The organism is Reyranella sp. (genome assembly GCF_965249915.1).
In the GTDB taxonomy this organism is placed as follows: Bacteria; Pseudomonadota; Alphaproteobacteria; order Reyranellales; family Reyranellaceae; genus Reyranella.
The window spans coordinates 402,201-417,884 of record NZ_OZ252257.1; the positions used below are offsets into that span (position 1 = coordinate 402,201).

A 15,684-nucleotide genomic window follows, 5' to 3' on the forward strand; every position below is an offset into this window, starting at 1 on the left:
CTTGCCGCGCCTTCCAGCGTCGGCCTACCCTCCTGCAACGAAAATGGAGGAACGGATGGACTGGCGCCCGATTTCCGCAGATTCGCATATTACCGAGCCGCCCGACTGCTACCGCGACCATATCGACCCGGCGTACCGTGATCGGGCGCCGCACGTCGTGCGCCACGACAGTATGGGGGATATCTACGTCGTAGCGGGCATGAAGACGCCCGTGCCCATGGGCCTGATCGCGGCGGCCGGGGTTGCGCCCCAGGACATCCGGATCGGGGGTGCCAGGTTCGAGGATTTGCACCGCGGCGGCTGGGATCCCTCCACCCGCCTGCAGGATCAGGACAGGGATGGGATAGCGGCCGAGATCATCTACCCGACCGTCGGCATGCTGATCTGCAACCATCCCGACTTCGATTTCAAGAAGGCCTGTTTCGACGCCTATAATCGCTGGCTCCAGACCTATTGCGCCCATGCGCCGGACCGGCTCGTCGGCATGGGTCAAACGGCGATGCGCACGGTCAAGGAAGGCATAGCCGATCTCGAACGGATCAAGGCCATGGGCTTTCGCGGCGTGATGATGCCGGGCAATCCCGGGGAGAAGGACTACGACAATCCGATCTACGATCCGTTCTGGGAAGCCGCCATCGCTCTCGAACTGCCTTTGTCCTGGCATATCCTCACGACGTCGGGGGACAATTCCTTGTCCAAGCCCCGCGGGCCCAAGATCAACGGCTTTCTCTCGATCATCCGCGGCTGCCAGGACATCATGGGCATGCTGGTGTTCAGCGGCGTCTTCGAACGCCATCCCAAGCTTCGGGTCGTCTGCGTCGAGGCTGACGCTGGATGGGCCCCGCATTTCATGTACCGCATGGATCACGCGTACAAGCGTCATCGCTACTGGATGAAGGGCCAGGAACTGGCTCGCCTGCCGTCGGAATATTTTCGCGATCACATCACGCTGACATTCCAGGATGACTGGACGGCGTTCCAGTTCGCCGATCAGCTTGGGCCCAATCAACTGATGTGGGCCAACGATTTTCCCCACAGTGACTCGACCTGGCCATGGAGCAAGGACGTCATCGCCCAGCAAACCGGGCATCTCGCGCCCGGCCTCCGAAAACGCATCCTGCGCGACAACGTCGTCGAGCTCTACAAGCTCGCGGCCTAGCTCCGCCGCATCAGCGGGTCGTGTAGACCGTGGTGGTCTGGGCTGGCGCCGCGGGCGTGTTGTAGACGACCGTGCGCTCGGCGCTTCGCGCCGGCACCGGCTTCTCGACCACGCGCTCGGTGTAGGAGGCGCAGCCCGCGACGAAGGTGCAGGCGGCGAGAGTGATGATGGCGACTTGCTTCACGAGAAATGCTCCTTGTCTGGCGATTCCTGCGGTCAACGGTGCATTACGCGTGTGGTTGCGGGCGGCGTGCATCATCGTGGGCGGCAAATGAAGCTTCATCGTATGTGCAATTTTTGCGATTGCCTGCACGGAGTATGATCGAGCATTATGGCTGAGCCTCAATGGCAATAGGGGAGAGGGGCTCATGCTCAAGAAGTTGTTTGTTCTATTTGCTGCCGCATTCATGATCGCTGCCTGCGACGAACCCGCGCCGGCCACTGCGCCGCCGCCGCCGCCGCCGCCGGCACCTCAGAGCTTCATGGTGTTCTTCGATTGGGACAGCGCCAAGCTGAACCCGCAGGCCACGAACGTCGTCGGTCAGGCCGCAGCAGCCTACAAGACGAAGGGTGGGGCGCGCATCACGGCGACCGGCCATACCGATACCTCCGGTACGGAAGCCTACAATATGGCGCTGTCGCTGCGTCGCGCGAATGCGGTCAAGGATGCGCTGGTCCAGCAGGGCGTGCCGGCCACCGCGATCTCGGTCGTTGGTCGGGGTGAACAGGGACTGCTCGTGCAGACCGGTCCGAACGTTCGCGAGCCGCAGAACCGCCGCGTCGAGATCGTCATCGCGCAGATGGCCGCTGCCGCTCCGATGGACGACGCTGCCTACTGCAAGGCCCTGGCTGCGAAGTGGCGTACGCTTGATCGCAGGGATTCTGTGGCCAGCGAAGTCCCGACGGCAGTCGCCAAGTGCGATGCCGGAGACTATGCGACGGGCATTCCCGTGCTGGTCAAGGCTCTGACGGACGCGAAGGTTCCGCTGCCCCCGCGCAGCTAGGATCTGACACCGACAAAGGAAAGGCGGCCCTTGTGGCCGCCTTTTTTGTTTCTACTTTCCCTTGCCTGGCCGCGCCGGCAGACGAGCCCATTGTCGGGGCTGGAGTTCGTGATACTCGATCCACGGCCCGGTTTCGGCAAAGCCCGGATCGAGAGCGCCGACGTCGCTCACCCAATAGCCGAGCGAGCGGCGATTGGGATCGAACTTCCAGGTCCCGACCACGACCTCGTCGGCGACATGACCGGCCAGCCCCGGACAGAAAAGCAGCACGGGTCCTTCGTCTTTGGGCGCCGTTTCGATCGGCCGCCACGTCGTCTGCCTCAGCGATTCGATTTCCGCCGCTGCCCGCCACCGTATGTCGCCTGCGAGAGTGCTCGGGTCGCCGCCGCTCGGGCCGTGCTGCTCCCGGCACTGGGTACGCAATTCGTCGACTATGTCCGTCATCTCAACTCCCCGCCGGTCGCCCTGTCCCATCGCTTCTTTTAGCGCAGCTCGTGTCAGCTTGATCGACCGTCCAATATAATAGACACTGCATCCAGTATGGAGGAGATCTTGTTGGAGCCGGGCATAAACCAGCGAATCGCAGTCCGCGTTCGTGATCTGAGGGGCCGGCGGGGCCTGTCGCTGGAGGCCTTGGCGGACGCCAGCGGGGTCAGTCGATCCATGATTTCCCTTATCGAGCGCGGTGAAAGCAGCCCGACGGCCGTCATCCTCGAGAGGTTGGCGACAGGTCTTGGAGTCTCCCTCGCCACGCTCTTCGAGGCGCCGGCCGCAGCCCCGCATCCCGTATCCCGGCGGCCCGACCAGATCGAATGGCGCGATCCCGCCTCCGGATATCTGCGCCGCAACGTCTCGCCGGGTGGCTTTCCGTCCCCCATCCAGATCGTCGAAGTGGTATTCCCCGCGGCTGCGCGCGTCGCCTACGAAACCGCGGCGCGCCCCGGCGTTACGCATCAGCAGGTCTGGGTCCTCGAGGGCACGATCGAGGTCGTCCTGGGAGACGAGTGCTTCGAACTGCGCGCCGGCGATTGCCTGGCGATGGTGCTCGACCGACCGATCACCTACCACAATCCCACCTCAACGCCGGCGCGCTACTGCGTGGTCATCGTCGCCTCGCCGCCTGCCTGAGCGATGGATCTCACCGACGTCTCTCTGGCGCTGCTCAGCGCCGTCCTGCACGCCGGCTGGAATGCCGCCGTCAAGGTCAGCCGCAATCCCGCACAAGTGATGACGGCCCAGATGGTGCTGGGCGCCGTGCTCGTCGTTCCCGCGCTTTTCTTTTCAGGCCTTCCGAACCTGGCTTCCTTCGGATGGATCGCGGCCTCGACCGTGATGAACGTGCTTACCGTGGCGGCCCTCCTGAAAGCCTATGAACTCGGCGGATTCGGCCTCGTCTATCCCGTGGTGCGCTCGCTCGCGGTGCTGCTGGTGGTGCCGCTGGCGGCGGTCGTCACGGGTGAGCGACTGGGGACGGCGGGGCTTCTCGGCGTCCTGGTCGTCTCTCTCGCCCTGGTCGTCCTCGCCTGGGACGCCGCGCGCGGGAAGGGGATCACGAGAGCCGCAATAGGGTGGACCGCGGCGGCGGGTGTCGGCACGGCGGCCTACATCATGTGCGATGCCCAGGGCGTCAGGCTGTCGGGATCGCCCTGGGCCTACGGCTTCGTCGTATCGATCACCAATGCAGCGGCCATGGCCTGGCGGCAGCGCCACTCGGGGCCGCCCTGGGCGCAGGTGACGGCACATTGGGCCCTCGCCCTGCCGATCGCCGTCGCCGCCATGGGCTCCTATCTGATCATCCTCTGGGTCTGGAGCCATGCGCCGATCGCCCCGGCAGCGGCGCTGCGGGATACGAGCGCCGTCTTCGCCATTCTCATCGCCGTCTTCTGGCTCAAGGAGCCCTTTACGCGCACGCGCATTGCCGCCGTGCTGCTGGCCGCGGCCGCGATACCCCTGCTGCGGTTCGGCTGATCTTCCGGGACAGGCGGCTTGTGCGCCGGGGAAAGCGGTGACAGCATCGGCCCGATCACAGCGTCCCCGTTGTCGGCCGAGGAGACTCCCATGGAAGTCGATGGTCTTGTCACGGCGTTGGAGCGGATCGAACATGCGACCCGCGATTTCGTGCGTCCCGGGCACACGGCCGAATCGCCGGCGGCGCTGCTGGGGGTGCTCTCCGAATGCGGGCGCGCCCTGGGGCATCCCTATGCGATCGATCCGGGACTGGACGATGCCCGCAACGAAGCGTCTCGCCACTGCGCGGCCGTTCAGGAGAATCTCTCGGCCGTGCTGGAAGAGGTTCGCCAGCTCAACGTGACGGTAAGCAGCCTGTTGCCGTCCCTGGTGCGGATCGCCGATCGCGAGTGACACGAAAAAGCCGGGGACATGCCCCGGCTTTCGATCTCCGATCTCGGTCTGTCTCAGCCCTCGTCGAGGAAGCTGCGCAGCATGCGCGAGCGGCTCGGGTGCTTGAGCTTCCGCAGCGCCTTGGCCTCGATCTGACGGATACGCTCGCGGGTGACCGAGAACTGCTGGCCGACTTCCTCGAGCGTGTGGTCGGTGTTCATGCCGATGCCGAAGCGCATGCGCAGCACGCGCTCCTCGCGCGGCGTGAGCGTCGCCAGCACCCGCGTCGTGCTCTCGCGCAGATTGCCCTGGATCGCCGCCTCAAGCGGGATGACGGCGTTCTTGTCCTCGATGAAGTCCCCGAGGTGGCTATCCTCCTCGTCGCCGATCGGCGTCTCGAGGCTGATCGGCTCCTTGGCGATCTTCAGGACCTTGCGCACCTTCTCGAGCGGCATGCCGAGCTTCTCGGCAAGCTCCTCGGGCTGCGGTTCGCGGCCGATCTCGTGCAGCATCTGGCGGCTGGTGCGGACCAGCTTGTTGATGGTCTCGATCATGTGCACCGGAATACGGATGGTGCGCGCCTGGTCGGCGATCGATCGCGTGATGGCCTGGCGGATCCACCACGTGGCGTAGGTCGAGAACTTGTAGCCGCGACGGTACTCGAACTTGTCGACCGCCTTCATCAGGCCGATGTTGCCTTCCTGGATGAGGTCCAGGAACTGCAGGCCGCGGTTGGTGTACTTCTTCGCGATCGAGATCACGAGGCGCAGGTTGGCCTCGATCATTTCCTTCTTCGCGCGCATCATCTCGCGCTCGCCGTCCTGGACGGTCTTGCACATGCGGCGGAACTCGAAGATCGGCGCACCGCAGTGATCGGAGATGTCCTTGATCTCCGCCCGGATCTTCTCGATCTCGGGGCCGCGCTTCTTGGCGAAATCCTTCCAGCCGCGGCCCGACAGCTTGCCGACCTTCTCGAGCCAGTTGGGGTCGATCTCGTGCGTGAAGTAATTGTCGAGGAAGTCCTGCCGCGAGATGCGGAAGCTCTCCGCCGTGCGCAGCAGCTTGCCCTCGAGCGTCATCAGCTTGCGGTTGAGGTCGTAGAGCGAGAGCTTGAGCTGCTCGATACGGGCGGCATTGATGTGCACCGTCCGCACCAGCTCGACGATCTTCTTGCGGTGCTTCTCGTAGCTCTTCTCGAACTCGGCGCTGGGCTTCTGGCCGCGCGCGAGCGTCGACAGGCGCCGGTTCTGCACCTTCGACATCTCGATGTAGACTTTGTAGATCTTGGTGAGGGTGCGCAGCACCTCGGGCTTGAGCTTCTCCTCGAGCGCCGACAGCGAGAGCGCGTTCTCGTCGTCCTCTTCGCCGCCTTCCGCCGCCGGGGCTTCGCCGCCCGCTTCTCCGTTCACCCCAGGTGCGGCCGGCCGCACCAGCTTCGGCATCGACGCCGGGCGCGGCATCGGCGGGGCCGCGGGAGCGGCAGGGGCGGCATTCACGCCCTTGCCTTCGCCGGGGGCGCCACCGCCCTGCGTCGCCTCGAGGTCGATCACGTCGCGCAGCAGGATGCGGCCTTCGTTGATCGCGTCGCGCCAATGCAGCAGCGCCGTGATCGTCATCGGGCTTTCGCAGATGCCGCCGATCATCTTGTCCTGGCCGGCCTCGATGCGCTTGGCGATTTCGATCTCGCCCTCGCGGCTCAGCAGCTCGACGCTGCCCATCTCGCGCAGGTACATGCGGACCGGATCGTCCGTACGACCGAGCTCTTCGTCTTCACCGGTCGCCTCGGCGGCGACGACCGCCGTCTTGGCGGGCTCGGCCTGCGTGGCAGAGGCGGTGTCCTCCGGCTCCTCGGCCTCGACGACATTGACCCCGGCCTCGGACAGCATCGCCATCGTGTCCTCGATCTGCTCGGAGGACACTTCGTCGGGCGGCAGGGCCGCGTTCAGCTCGTCATAGGTGACGTAGCCGCGCTCCTTGCCCTTCTGGACGAGCTTCTTGAGCTCGGCCCCGAGCGAGTCGAGCAGGGGGGCATCCGGACCCTCCTCCCGGGCGTCGGCGGCTTCGGGTTGCACTACGGTCGCGGTTTTGGTCGCCATTTACTCAAATCCTTGGGTGCGACAAACAGATAAAACGGCCAAAGGGCCGTTATTTGGCTGCAAGAAGGGGAGGCGGGAGGGCGGCCCCGCAAAAACTACCCTTCTACTATATGGGGCTTCAGTGCAAGCAGCGATAGGGGGAGCCCCCTGAATCTGCGCGGCCCGGCTATAGAGCATTGGATTCCAGGCTTTCCCGCCGCATTCTGTCGAGAATGGCGTGAAGTCGCCGCAAATTCTCCTCGGACATGTCCTCTGCAAGCGCTTCCTCCGCCCGCTTGAGCTCCTCGGGGTCGGTCCGGAGATGGCTGGTATGACGGGCGGCCCGGCGCCACTGGCCGACCCAGCCGTCCGCCTCCGTGGGATCGTCTCGGAAGGCCTCCCGGGCCTTGGCCCGGGCCGAGGCTGCCAGCTCCCCCAGCCCCATCCTCTGGAGGTGCTGTCCGATCAGCTCGGCCTCGAGGGAGGGATCGCCCGCCGCCTCATCCGCCGCTGGGTCCACCCCGGACGGCACCAGCGACAGCGCATCCAGAAGTCCGCTGCGCAGCCGGCTCAGGTCGGGGCTGGTGATCGGCAGGGAGGCCAGGTCCTCGGCCAGGATATGGAGCAGGGCCGGCCGCTCGATCAGGGCCCCCAGCAGGCCCCACTCCTGTCGGGAGGCATCGAGATCCTGGTTCGAGCGGCGGGCCGCCGAGCCCGCTGCAAAGGGCGCGGGTTCGGGGTCGCCGGGGCGCCGGAAGGGCTTGCGGAACTTTCCAGGCTGCCAGGCCGGGGCCTCGGGCCGGCGCATCCGGTTCAGCCGGTTGCGCATCTCCGTGCGATAATAGTCGCGCACGACCGGATCGGCGATCTCGGCCACCCGTTGCTCGACGCTCTGCTGGAGACTCGCCCGCCGTTCCGGGGTGTCGGCCGGCTTGCCTTCGATTTCCAAGTCCCAGACCACGTCGGACAGAGGGCGGGCGAGGTCGAGGGTGCGCCGCACCGCATCAGGCCCGCGGCTGCGGATCAGGCTGTCGGGATCCTCGCCGGCCGGCAGGGTGAGGAAGCGCAGGCTCTTGCCGGGACGCAGCAGGGGCAGGGCCCGTTCGGCGGCGCGGGACATGGCGCGCCGTCCGGCATTGTCGCCATCGAAGCAAAGATAGGGCTCGTCGGCCAGCTTCCAGAGTTCGCCCAGCTGTCCTTCGGTGAGGGCGGTGCCCAGCGGCGCCACGGCGCCGGTGAAGCCTGCACCGTGCAGCGCGATCACGTCCATGTAGCCTTCGGCCACGATCACCGGCTGGTCCTTGGTCACGGCCTGCCGGGCGCGGTCGAGGCAGTAGAGATTGGCGCCCTTGTGGAAGAGCGGCGTCTCGGGTGAGTTCAGATATTTGGGCTCGCCGGTGCCCATGACGCGCCCGCCAAAGGCGATGGCGCGGCCCCGGCGGTCGTTGATGACGAACATCACGCGGCCCCTGAACCGGTCGTAGGGATCGCGGCGGTCCTCCGGCTGGATGGCGAGCCCGGCCTCCACGATCTTCTCGATGGGAACGTTCTCGCGCTTCAGGGCGGCGATGACGCCGTCGCGCGAATCGGGCGCAAATCCCAGGCGGAAGTCATCGATCGTCACGTCGGAAAGTCCGCGCCCGCGCAGATAGTCCAGGCCCTGGCGTCCGACCGGCAGGCGAAGCTGCTTCTGGAACCACTGAGCCGCCATCTCCACGACCTGCTGAAGGGTGGAAGCCCGGTCGGCGCGTTCGCGCTCGGCCGGCGTGGCGACGGGAACCGGCAGGTTCACTTCGCGGGCGAGCTTTTCCACCGTTTCGGGGAAGGAAAGTCCCTCCGTCTTCATGACGAAGTCGATGGCGCTGCCCTTCTCGTGGCAGCCGAAACAATAGAAGAAGCCCTTCTTGTCGTTGACCGTGAAGGACGGGGTCTTCTCGTTGTGGAAGGGGCAGAGGCCTGCGTACTCGGCACCCGAGCGGCGCTTCAGCGACACCTTCCGGCCGACGATGTCGGACAGGCTGAGGCGCGCGCGCAATTCGTCGAGGAAGCCGGGAGGGAAGGCCATCCCCTAAAATGGGGCCCGGACCGAGGCCACGCCATAGCGAATAGCGGGGATCGTTACGAAGCGCGGGCGCTGGGAGCGAGGAGTTCTTCTCTTTTCCGAGCCGTGCGGCGCCTAAAGCGGAGCGCCAGCAGGCCGTTGAATGGGTCTTTTCAGAACGAGCGCGGCGCAACATTGTTGCGTCAACGGTCGACACGGCACAGGACGGAGGACCTGCGACATTCGTTTCAGTTGTTTCGTTTATTGCGTTTGTTTCGTTTACGCGACGTGACTCCGGCTTTTGGGCAGCCTGCTAAGCGCTGAGAGCCTTCTTCACGGCGGCTGACGCCTTGGCGAAGTCCATCTGGCCGGCGTACTTGCCTTTCAGAGCAGCCATGACCCCGCCCATGTCCTTCACCGAGGTGGCGCCGGCGGCGGCAATCGCCTCGCGCACGGCAGCCTCGACGGCAGCCTCGTCCATCTGCTGCGGCAGGAAGCGCTCGATCACGGCGATCTCGGCCTTTTCCTTGTCGGCCAGATCGGCGCGATTGCCCTTCTCATAGAGGGCGATCGACTCGTTGCGCTGCTTGATCATGCCCTGCATCAGCGACAGAATCCTGTCGTCGGCCACGCCGTCGCGGCTGGCCTCGGTGCGGGCCGCGATATCGGCGTCCTTGAGCTTCGCCAGGATGAGCCGAATCGTGCCCAGCGCGGCCTGATCCTTGGCGCGCATGGCTTCTTTCATCGCTTCCGTCAGCTTTTCGCGCAGCATCGCTTCAGTCCTACTGGTTGGCCGTATGCCCAAGCGGCGGAAACTAATCGTCTCGCCCGCTGTTGGCAAAGCAAATAAGTTATTGAAATAGCTTAGAAATTGGCTGCCTTGGATGCCTTGACCCTCTGCGGCGGCTTGGTTACAAACCGCCCGGCTCGCCGATCGCCTTGCCCATACCGGGTCCGGGGCAAGTCCGTGCGGGCACGGAACGGACTAATTTATCATGACTTCACCTAAGACCGCCGGCGCCAACGACGCCGCGCCGCGTTGGGCCACGGCCGCGCTGGTGCTGGCTGACGGCACGGTCTTCTGGGGCAAGGGAGTGGGCGCCGCCGGCCATGCCGTGGGCGAGGTCTGCTTCAACACCTCGATGACCGGGTACCAGGAGATCATCACCGATCCCTCCTATGCCGGCCAGATCATCACTTTCACCTTTCCGCACATCGGCAATGTCGGCACCAATCTCGAGGATATCGAGACGATCACGCCGGCCGCCCGCGCGGTGGTCCTGCGCGGCGACATCACCGAGCCCGCCAACTGGCGGTCCGTGAAGCCGCTCAACGACTGGCTGAAGAGCCACAATCTGCCGGGTATCTGCGACGTCGACACGCGCGCCATCACGCGGCGCATCCGCGACGGCGGCCCGCCCAACGGCGTCGTGGTGCATGCGCCGGACGGCAAGTTCGACATCCCGAAGATGCGCCAGATCGCGCTGGACTGGCCGGGGCTCGACGGCATGGACCTGGCCCTCGAGGTCACGACCAAGCAGACCTACAGTTGGGATGAGACCAAGTGGGCCCTCGGCAAGGGCTACGGCAAGCTCACCAGCCCGAAGTATCATGTCGTCGCGGTCGACTATGGCGCCAAGCGCAACATTCTGCGCTGCCTCGCCAATACCGGGTGCAAGGTCACGGTCGTGCCGGCGACGGCCACGGCCGAGGACATCCTGCGCCACGAGCCCGACGGCGTGTTCCTGTCCAACGGCCCGGGCGACCCGGCGGCGACGGCGGTCTATGCCTCGCCCGCCATCCAGGCCGTGCTCGACAAGAAGGTGCCGCTGTTCGGCATCTGCCTCGGACACCAGATCCTGGCCCTCACGCTGGGCGGCAAGACGCGCAAGATGGAGCGCGGCCATCGCGGCGCCAACCAGCCGGTCAAGGACCTGACCACCGGCAAGGTCGAGATCACGTCGCAGAACCATGGCTTCTGCGTCATCCCCGAATCGCTGCCCGAGAACACCGAAGTGACGCACGTCTCGCTGTTCGACGGCATCAACGAAGGCCTGCGCTGTACCGACAAGCCGGCCTTCTCGGTCCAGTATCACCCCGAAGCTTCGCCCGGCCCGACCGACAGTCATTATCTCTTCGACCGGTTCGTCGAGATGATCGACGCGAGCAAGGGCAAGTGACAGGTAATCATGCCCAAGCGCACTGACATCAAGAGCATCCTCGTCATCGGCGCCGGCCCGATCGTCATCGGTCAGGCCTGCGAGTTCGACTATTCCGGCGTCCAGGCCTGCAAGGCGCTGAAGGATGAGGGCTATCGCGTCATCCTGATCAACTCCAACCCGGCCACGATCATGACCGATCCGGGGCTGGTCGATGCAACCTATATCGAGCCGATCACGCCCGACTTCGTGGCGCGCATCATCGAGAAGGAAAAGCCCGACGCGATCCTGCCGACCATGGGCGGCCAGACGGCGCTGAACACGGCGATGTCGCTGCACCGCGACGGGCGGCTCGAGAAGTACGGCGTCGAACTGATCGGCGCCAATGCCGAGGCGATCGACAAGGCCGAGGATCGGCTGCTGTTCCGCGACGCCATGACCAAGATCGGGCTCGAATGCCCGAAGAGCGAGGTCGTGCACAATCGCGAAGAAGCGGCGAGCGCGCTCGACCGGGTCGGCCTGCCGGCGATCATCCGCCCGTCGTTCACGCTGGGCGGCACCGGCGGCGGCATCGCCTACAATCGCGACGAGTATTTCGAGATCGTGCAGGGCGGCGTCGATGCCTCGCCGGTCGGGGAAGTTCTGGTCGAGGAATCCGTGCTCGGCTGGAAAGAGTACGAGATGGAGGTCGTGCGCGACCGCAACGACAACTGCATCATCATCTGCTCGATCGAGAACGTCGATCCGATGGGCGTGCATACCGGCGATTCCGTCACCGTGGCGCCGGCGCTGACGCTCACCGACAAGGAATACCAGATCATGCGCGACGCCTCGATCGCGTGCCTGCGCGAGATCGGCGTCGATACCGGCGGCTCGAACGTGCAGTTCGCCGTCGATCCGGCGACTGGCCGCATGGTCGTGATCGAGATGAACCCGCGCGTGTCGCGCTCGTCGGCGCTGGCATCGAAGGCCACGGGCTTCCCGATCGCCAAGGTCGCCGCCCGGCTGGCCGTCGGCTACACGCTCGACGAGCTGCTGAACGACATCACCGGCGAGACGCCGGCCTCGTTCGAGCCGACGATCGATTACGTCGTCACCAAGATGCCGCGCTTCGCCTTCGAGAAGTTTCCCGGCGCGGAGCCGCTGCTCAACACCTCGATGAAGAGCGTCGGCGAGGCCATGTCGATCGGCCGGACCTTCCAGGAATCGCTGCAGAAGGCGCTGCGCTCGATGGAGACCGGCCTGACCGGCCTGAACGAGATCGAAATCAAGGGCGCGCCCGACAAGTCGGCCATCGTGGGCGCCCTGGCGCGACCCACTCCCGACCGCATCCTGGTGATCGCCCAGGCGTTCCGCTACGGCCTGAACGTGGAAGAGATCGCCCAGGCGTCGAAGTACGAACCCTGGTTCCTGCGCCAGATCGAGCAGCTCGTCGCCATCGAGGCGAGCGTGCGCAAGGACGGCCTGCCGAAGGACGCCAAGGCGTTCTTCGACCTCAAGAAGAAGGGCTTCTCCGACGAGCGGCTGGGCGAACTGACGAAGCAGGGCGCCGGCGACGTGGCCAAGAAGCGCCGCGCGCTGGGCGTCCGGCCGGTCTTCAAGCGTATCGACACCTGCGCCGCCGAATTCGAGTCGCGCACGCCCTATCTCTATTCCTGCTACGAGGGTGATGGCGTGCGGCCCGCCGAATGCGAGGCGCAGCCGACCGACCGGCGCAAGGTCATCATCCTGGGCGGCGGTCCCAACCGCATCGGCCAGGGCATCGAGTTCGACTATTGCTGTGTCCATGCCGTCTACGCGCTGCGCGACGCCGGCTACGAGACCATCATGGTCAACTGCAACCCGGAGACCGTGTCGACCGACTACGACACCGCCGACCGGCTCTACTTCGAGCCGCTGACCGCCGAGGACGTGATCGAGCTGGTCGAGGTCGAGCGCCGCAACGGCGAGCTGATGGGCCTGATCGTGCAGTTCGGCGGCCAGACGCCGCTCAAGCTCGCCAAGCCTCTCGAAGCCGCGGGAATTCCGATCCTGGGCACCTCGCCCGACGCCATCGATCTCGCCGAGGACCGCGAGCGCTTCCAGAAGCTGATCCACGAGCTCAAGCTGCGCCAGCCCGACAACGGCACGGCCACATCGCAGGAGAAGGCGATCGAGATTGCCGAGAAGATCGGCTATCCGGTCGTCATCCGCCCGTCCTACGTGCTGGGCGGACGCGCGATGCAGATCGTCTACGATCGCGCCGCCATCGAACGCTACATGCGCGATGCCGTGAAGGTCTCGGGCAGCAATCCGGTGCTGATCGACTCCTATCTGCGCGACGCCATCGAGGTCGATGTCGACGCCCTGGCCGACAAGGACCAGAACGTGTTCGTCGCCGGCATCATGGAGCATATCGAGGAGGCGGGAATCCATTCCGGCGACTCGGCCTGCTCGCTGCCGCCTTATTCGCTGTCGGCCAAGATCCTGGCGGAGATCGAGCGCCAGACCGAGGCGATGGCCAAGGCGCTGCATGTCGTGGGCCTCATGAACGTGCAGTTCGCCGTCAAGGACGGCGAAGTCTACGTCCTGGAAGTCAATCCGCGCGCCAGCCGCACCGTGCCGTTCGTCGCCAAGGCGACCGGGCAACCGATTGCCAAGTTCGCGGCCCGCCTGATGGCCGGCGAAGCGCTGAAGTCGCTTGGCATCAAGAAGACCAAGGGCAAGCACATCGCGGTCAAGGAGGCGGTATTCCCCTTCGCGCGCTTCCCCGGTGTCGACATCATCCTCGGCCCGGAGATGCGCTCGACCGGCGAGGTCATGGGCCTCGACATGGATTTCGGGCGGGCCTTCGCCAAGTCGCAGCTCGGCGCCGGCAGCAAGGTGCCGGTCGAGGGCGCGGTCTTCGTCTCGGTCAAGGACCAGGACAAGCAGGCGATGGTGAAGCCGCTGAAGCGGCTGATCGAACTGGGCTTCAAGGTCGTCGCGACCCGCGGCACGGCGGAGTTCCTCGCCAAGCATTCGATCGAGGCGCAGCAGGTCAACAAGGTGCTGGAAGGCCGGCCGCATATCGTCGACCTGATGAAGGACGGCAAGGTGCAGCTCGTCTTCAACACGGTCGATGGCGCGAGCGCCCTGACCGACAGCTTCACGCTCCGGCGCACCGCCCTGATGCACAAGATCGCCTATTATACGACGGTCGCCGGTGCCAAGGCGGCGGTCGAGGGAATTGCCGCGGTCAAGCAGGGCGGGCTCGACGTGGCACCCCTGCAATCCTACTTCAAGACCGCCTTTTAACCCGGCGGTCTTTCCTGCAACTTGCCGTACGGCAACCCGTTTTGGGGTGCGTTCGGCGTTGACGCCGTACGACTGATCAAGGACGATTTGGCGATGGAACGTATTCCCATGACAGCCGAGGGGCTTCAGCGCCTCGAAGGCGAACTGAAAGTGCTGAAGAGCGTCGAGCGCCCGGCGATCATCAAGGCCATCGCGACGGCGCGTGAGCATGGCGATCTCTCGGAGAACGCCGAGTACACGTCCGCGCGCGAGAAGCAGAGCTTCATCGAGGGGCGTATTGCCGAACTTGAGGACATTATCTCGCGAACCGAGGTGATCGACTTCTCGAAGCTGACCGGCAAGGTCGTGAAGTTCGGTGCCATCGTGCGCCTGGCCGACGAGGATACCGACGAGAAGGTGAAGTACCAGATCGTCGGCCCCTACGAGGCCGACCTCGCCAAGGGCCGCATCTCCGTCACCTCGCCGATCGGGCGGGCTCTGATCGGCAAGACGGTGGGCGACCGGGTCGAAGTGCAGACGCCGCGCGGCGGCAAGTCCTACGAAGTGGTGGGCGTGCAGTTCAACTAGCCGCCATCATGGCGCGCGCCCGGCGGACGCCGGTCGACTTCATGACCGCATACTGGATGCCGAACAGCCCGATCTTGCTGGCGATCGCCCAGATCGACTTCACGGCAGCCCAACTCGTGACGTCCAGCGTCAGGGCGAGCACGATGTTGAGCACGGCCGAGAAGAACATCAGCCCTGCCCACACGTAGCCGAAAGTGATGGCCAGGTCGGGGACGGTCGCCTGTGCGATCGGTGGCAGGTAGCGGGTCATCCAGCCGCGCTTCAGCATCACCAGGCCGACGATCACGTAGATGATGCTGGGCTTCAGCATGATGAACAGCGGATCGTCGGTCAGGAACGTCGCCGTCCCCGAAGCGAAGATGATGACCAGGCTCAGCCACTGCAGCGCCTCGACGCGCTGCTTGCGGGCGAGCTGCCAGCCGATCTGCCCGAGGCCCAGCGCCATGCCGAGCCCGACCGCCAGGAAGAGATCGCGGGTGATGGCATAGACGCCGAGGAAGAGCAGGGTCGACGCGAGATCGAGCAGCAGAATCTTCGACGCCTGGAAAAGATTCCTCATGGCCTGCGCCCCTGTCTTGGTGACAACGCTGTGTATTTTTGAAAAGTATCAATACACGCCGTTTCCCGCAAGACCCTGGCGGTCAGACGACCACTTTGATGTAGGTGTCTTTCATCACGATGAGACCGCGCCGGAAGGTGTAGAGGTCGCAGCCCAGCCACTCCTGCCGCTCGCCCGACTTCAGCGTGGCGGTCCGGTGCCATTCGGTGACCGCCCGGTCGCCGCAGATGAACTCGTTCGTGTGAACCCACTTCACGTCGCCGGTATTGGCGAACAGCGGTTCGAAATAGCTGCGGATGGCCGCCTTGCCCTTGAAGCTCTGGCCCCAATGGTCGGGGCCTCGAGCGTTGCGGAATTCGCCGTCCTCGGCAAACGACTCGACGATGCCATCGACGTCGCGCCGGGCAAAGGCGTCGGCGACCCGGTGCAGGATTTCGAAAGTGACGTCGGTCATTTCTTGCTCCGTTACTTCTGCGCGGGCTCTCGCGGTTGATTACAACCGCT

The 15,684-nt window shown here is 65.2% G+C and carries 15 protein-coding genes; 8 read left to right on the forward strand and 7 right to left on the reverse strand.

The features are described 5' to 3' along the window. Positions 1-55: 55 nt before the first annotated feature. Positions 56-1,159: an amidohydrolase family protein gene (locus ACP15H_RS01965; RefSeq protein WP_425064546.1), complete on the forward strand. Its 1,104-nt coding sequence runs from the start codon at positions 56-58 to the stop codon at positions 1,157-1,159. A gap of 10 nt (positions 1,160-1,169) precedes the next feature. Here ACP15H_RS01965 and ACP15H_RS01970 read toward each other — a convergent pair whose 3' ends face one another. Continuing rightward, positions 1,170-1,343 carry a hypothetical protein gene (locus ACP15H_RS01970; protein WP_425064547.1) on the reverse strand — a complete coding sequence of 58 codons (174 nt, stop codon included), beginning with the start codon at positions 1,341-1,343 and terminating at the stop codon, positions 1,170-1,172. Between the two features lie 184 nt (positions 1,344-1,527). Here ACP15H_RS01970 and ACP15H_RS01975 point away from each other — a divergent pair, with 184 nt between their 5' ends. Continuing rightward, on the forward strand, positions 1,528-2,163 hold the full coding sequence (locus tag ACP15H_RS01975) for an OmpA family protein (RefSeq protein WP_425064548.1): 636 nt from the start codon (positions 1,528-1,530) through the stop codon (positions 2,161-2,163). Positions 2,164-2,214: 51 nt separating this feature from the next. Here the strand turns inward: ACP15H_RS01975 and ACP15H_RS01980 are convergent, their stop codons facing one another. Further along, positions 2,215-2,607 (reverse strand): hypothetical protein, encoded by a 393-nt coding sequence (locus tag ACP15H_RS01980; RefSeq protein WP_425064549.1) that lies wholly within the window; start codon positions 2,605-2,607, stop codon positions 2,215-2,217. Positions 2,608-2,703: 96 nt separating this feature from the next. On the opposite strand from ACP15H_RS01980, the gene ACP15H_RS01985 reads away from it, so the two are divergent. From ACP15H_RS01985 to ACP15H_RS01995, 3 genes are all read left to right on the forward strand, one after another. After that, complete coding sequence (locus ACP15H_RS01985; RefSeq protein ID WP_425064550.1) at positions 2,704-3,291, forward strand: helix-turn-helix domain-containing protein; 588 nt, start codon at positions 2,704-2,706, stop codon at positions 3,289-3,291. Positions 3,292-3,294: 3 nt separating this feature from the next. After that, a complete protein-coding gene (locus ACP15H_RS01990; RefSeq protein WP_425064551.1) occupies positions 3,295-4,131 on the forward strand; it encodes a hypothetical protein in 837 nt (278 codons plus the stop codon). 90 nt (positions 4,132-4,221) lie between these two features. Continuing rightward, a complete protein-coding gene (locus ACP15H_RS01995; protein WP_425064552.1) occupies positions 4,222-4,524 on the forward strand; it encodes a hypothetical protein in 303 nt (100 codons plus the stop codon). 53 nt (positions 4,525-4,577) lie between these two features. Here the strand turns inward: ACP15H_RS01995 and rpoD are convergent, their stop codons facing one another. The 3 genes from rpoD to ACP15H_RS02010 all read right to left on the reverse strand — a co-directional run bounded on the left by rpoD (position 4,578) and on the right by ACP15H_RS02010 (position 9,391). Continuing rightward, entirely contained in the window at positions 4,578-6,599 is a 2,022-nt protein-coding gene (rpoD, locus tag ACP15H_RS02000; RefSeq protein ID WP_425064553.1) for an RNA polymerase sigma factor RpoD, read from the reverse strand. A gap of 166 nt (positions 6,600-6,765) precedes the next feature. Then, positions 6,766-8,643, reverse strand: coding sequence for a DNA primase (gene dnaG, locus ACP15H_RS02005; protein WP_425064554.1), 1,878 nt, complete (start codon positions 8,641-8,643; stop codon positions 6,766-6,768). A gap of 289 nt (positions 8,644-8,932) precedes the next feature. Next, on the reverse strand, positions 8,933-9,391 hold the full coding sequence (locus ACP15H_RS02010) for a GatB/YqeY domain-containing protein (RefSeq protein ID WP_425064555.1): 459 nt from the start codon (positions 9,389-9,391) through the stop codon (positions 8,933-8,935). 223 nt (positions 9,392-9,614) lie between these two features. Here ACP15H_RS02010 and carA point away from each other — a divergent pair, with 223 nt between their 5' ends. The 3 genes from carA (at position 9,615) to greA (ending at position 14,621) form a co-directional block, all read left to right on the forward strand. Further along, positions 9,615-10,799, forward strand: a complete 1,185-nt coding sequence (gene carA, locus ACP15H_RS02015; RefSeq protein ID WP_425064556.1) for a glutamine-hydrolyzing carbamoyl-phosphate synthase small subunit — start codon at positions 9,615-9,617, stop codon at positions 10,797-10,799. A gap of 9 nt (positions 10,800-10,808) precedes the next feature. Further along, positions 10,809-14,054 (forward strand): carbamoyl-phosphate synthase large subunit, encoded by a 3,246-nt coding sequence (gene carB, locus ACP15H_RS02020; protein ID WP_425064557.1) that lies wholly within the window; start codon positions 10,809-10,811, stop codon positions 14,052-14,054. A 93-nt stretch (positions 14,055-14,147) separates the two neighbouring features. Next, complete coding sequence (gene greA, locus ACP15H_RS02025) at positions 14,148-14,621, forward strand: transcription elongation factor GreA (RefSeq protein ID WP_425064558.1); 474 nt, start codon at positions 14,148-14,150, stop codon at positions 14,619-14,621. On the opposite strand, the gene ACP15H_RS02030 is transcribed toward greA, so the two are convergent. Continuing rightward, positions 14,614-15,180 (reverse strand): inner membrane-spanning protein YciB, encoded by a 567-nt coding sequence (locus tag ACP15H_RS02030; RefSeq protein WP_425064559.1) that lies wholly within the window; start codon positions 15,178-15,180, stop codon positions 14,614-14,616. The two genes, greA and ACP15H_RS02030, sit on opposite strands and share 8 nt — an antisense overlap. A gap of 82 nt (positions 15,181-15,262) precedes the next feature. Then, positions 15,263-15,634 carry a nuclear transport factor 2 family protein gene (locus tag ACP15H_RS02035; RefSeq protein ID WP_425064560.1) on the reverse strand — a complete coding sequence of 124 codons (372 nt, stop codon included), beginning with the start codon at positions 15,632-15,634 and terminating at the stop codon, positions 15,263-15,265. Positions 15,635-15,684 lie beyond the last annotated feature (50 nt).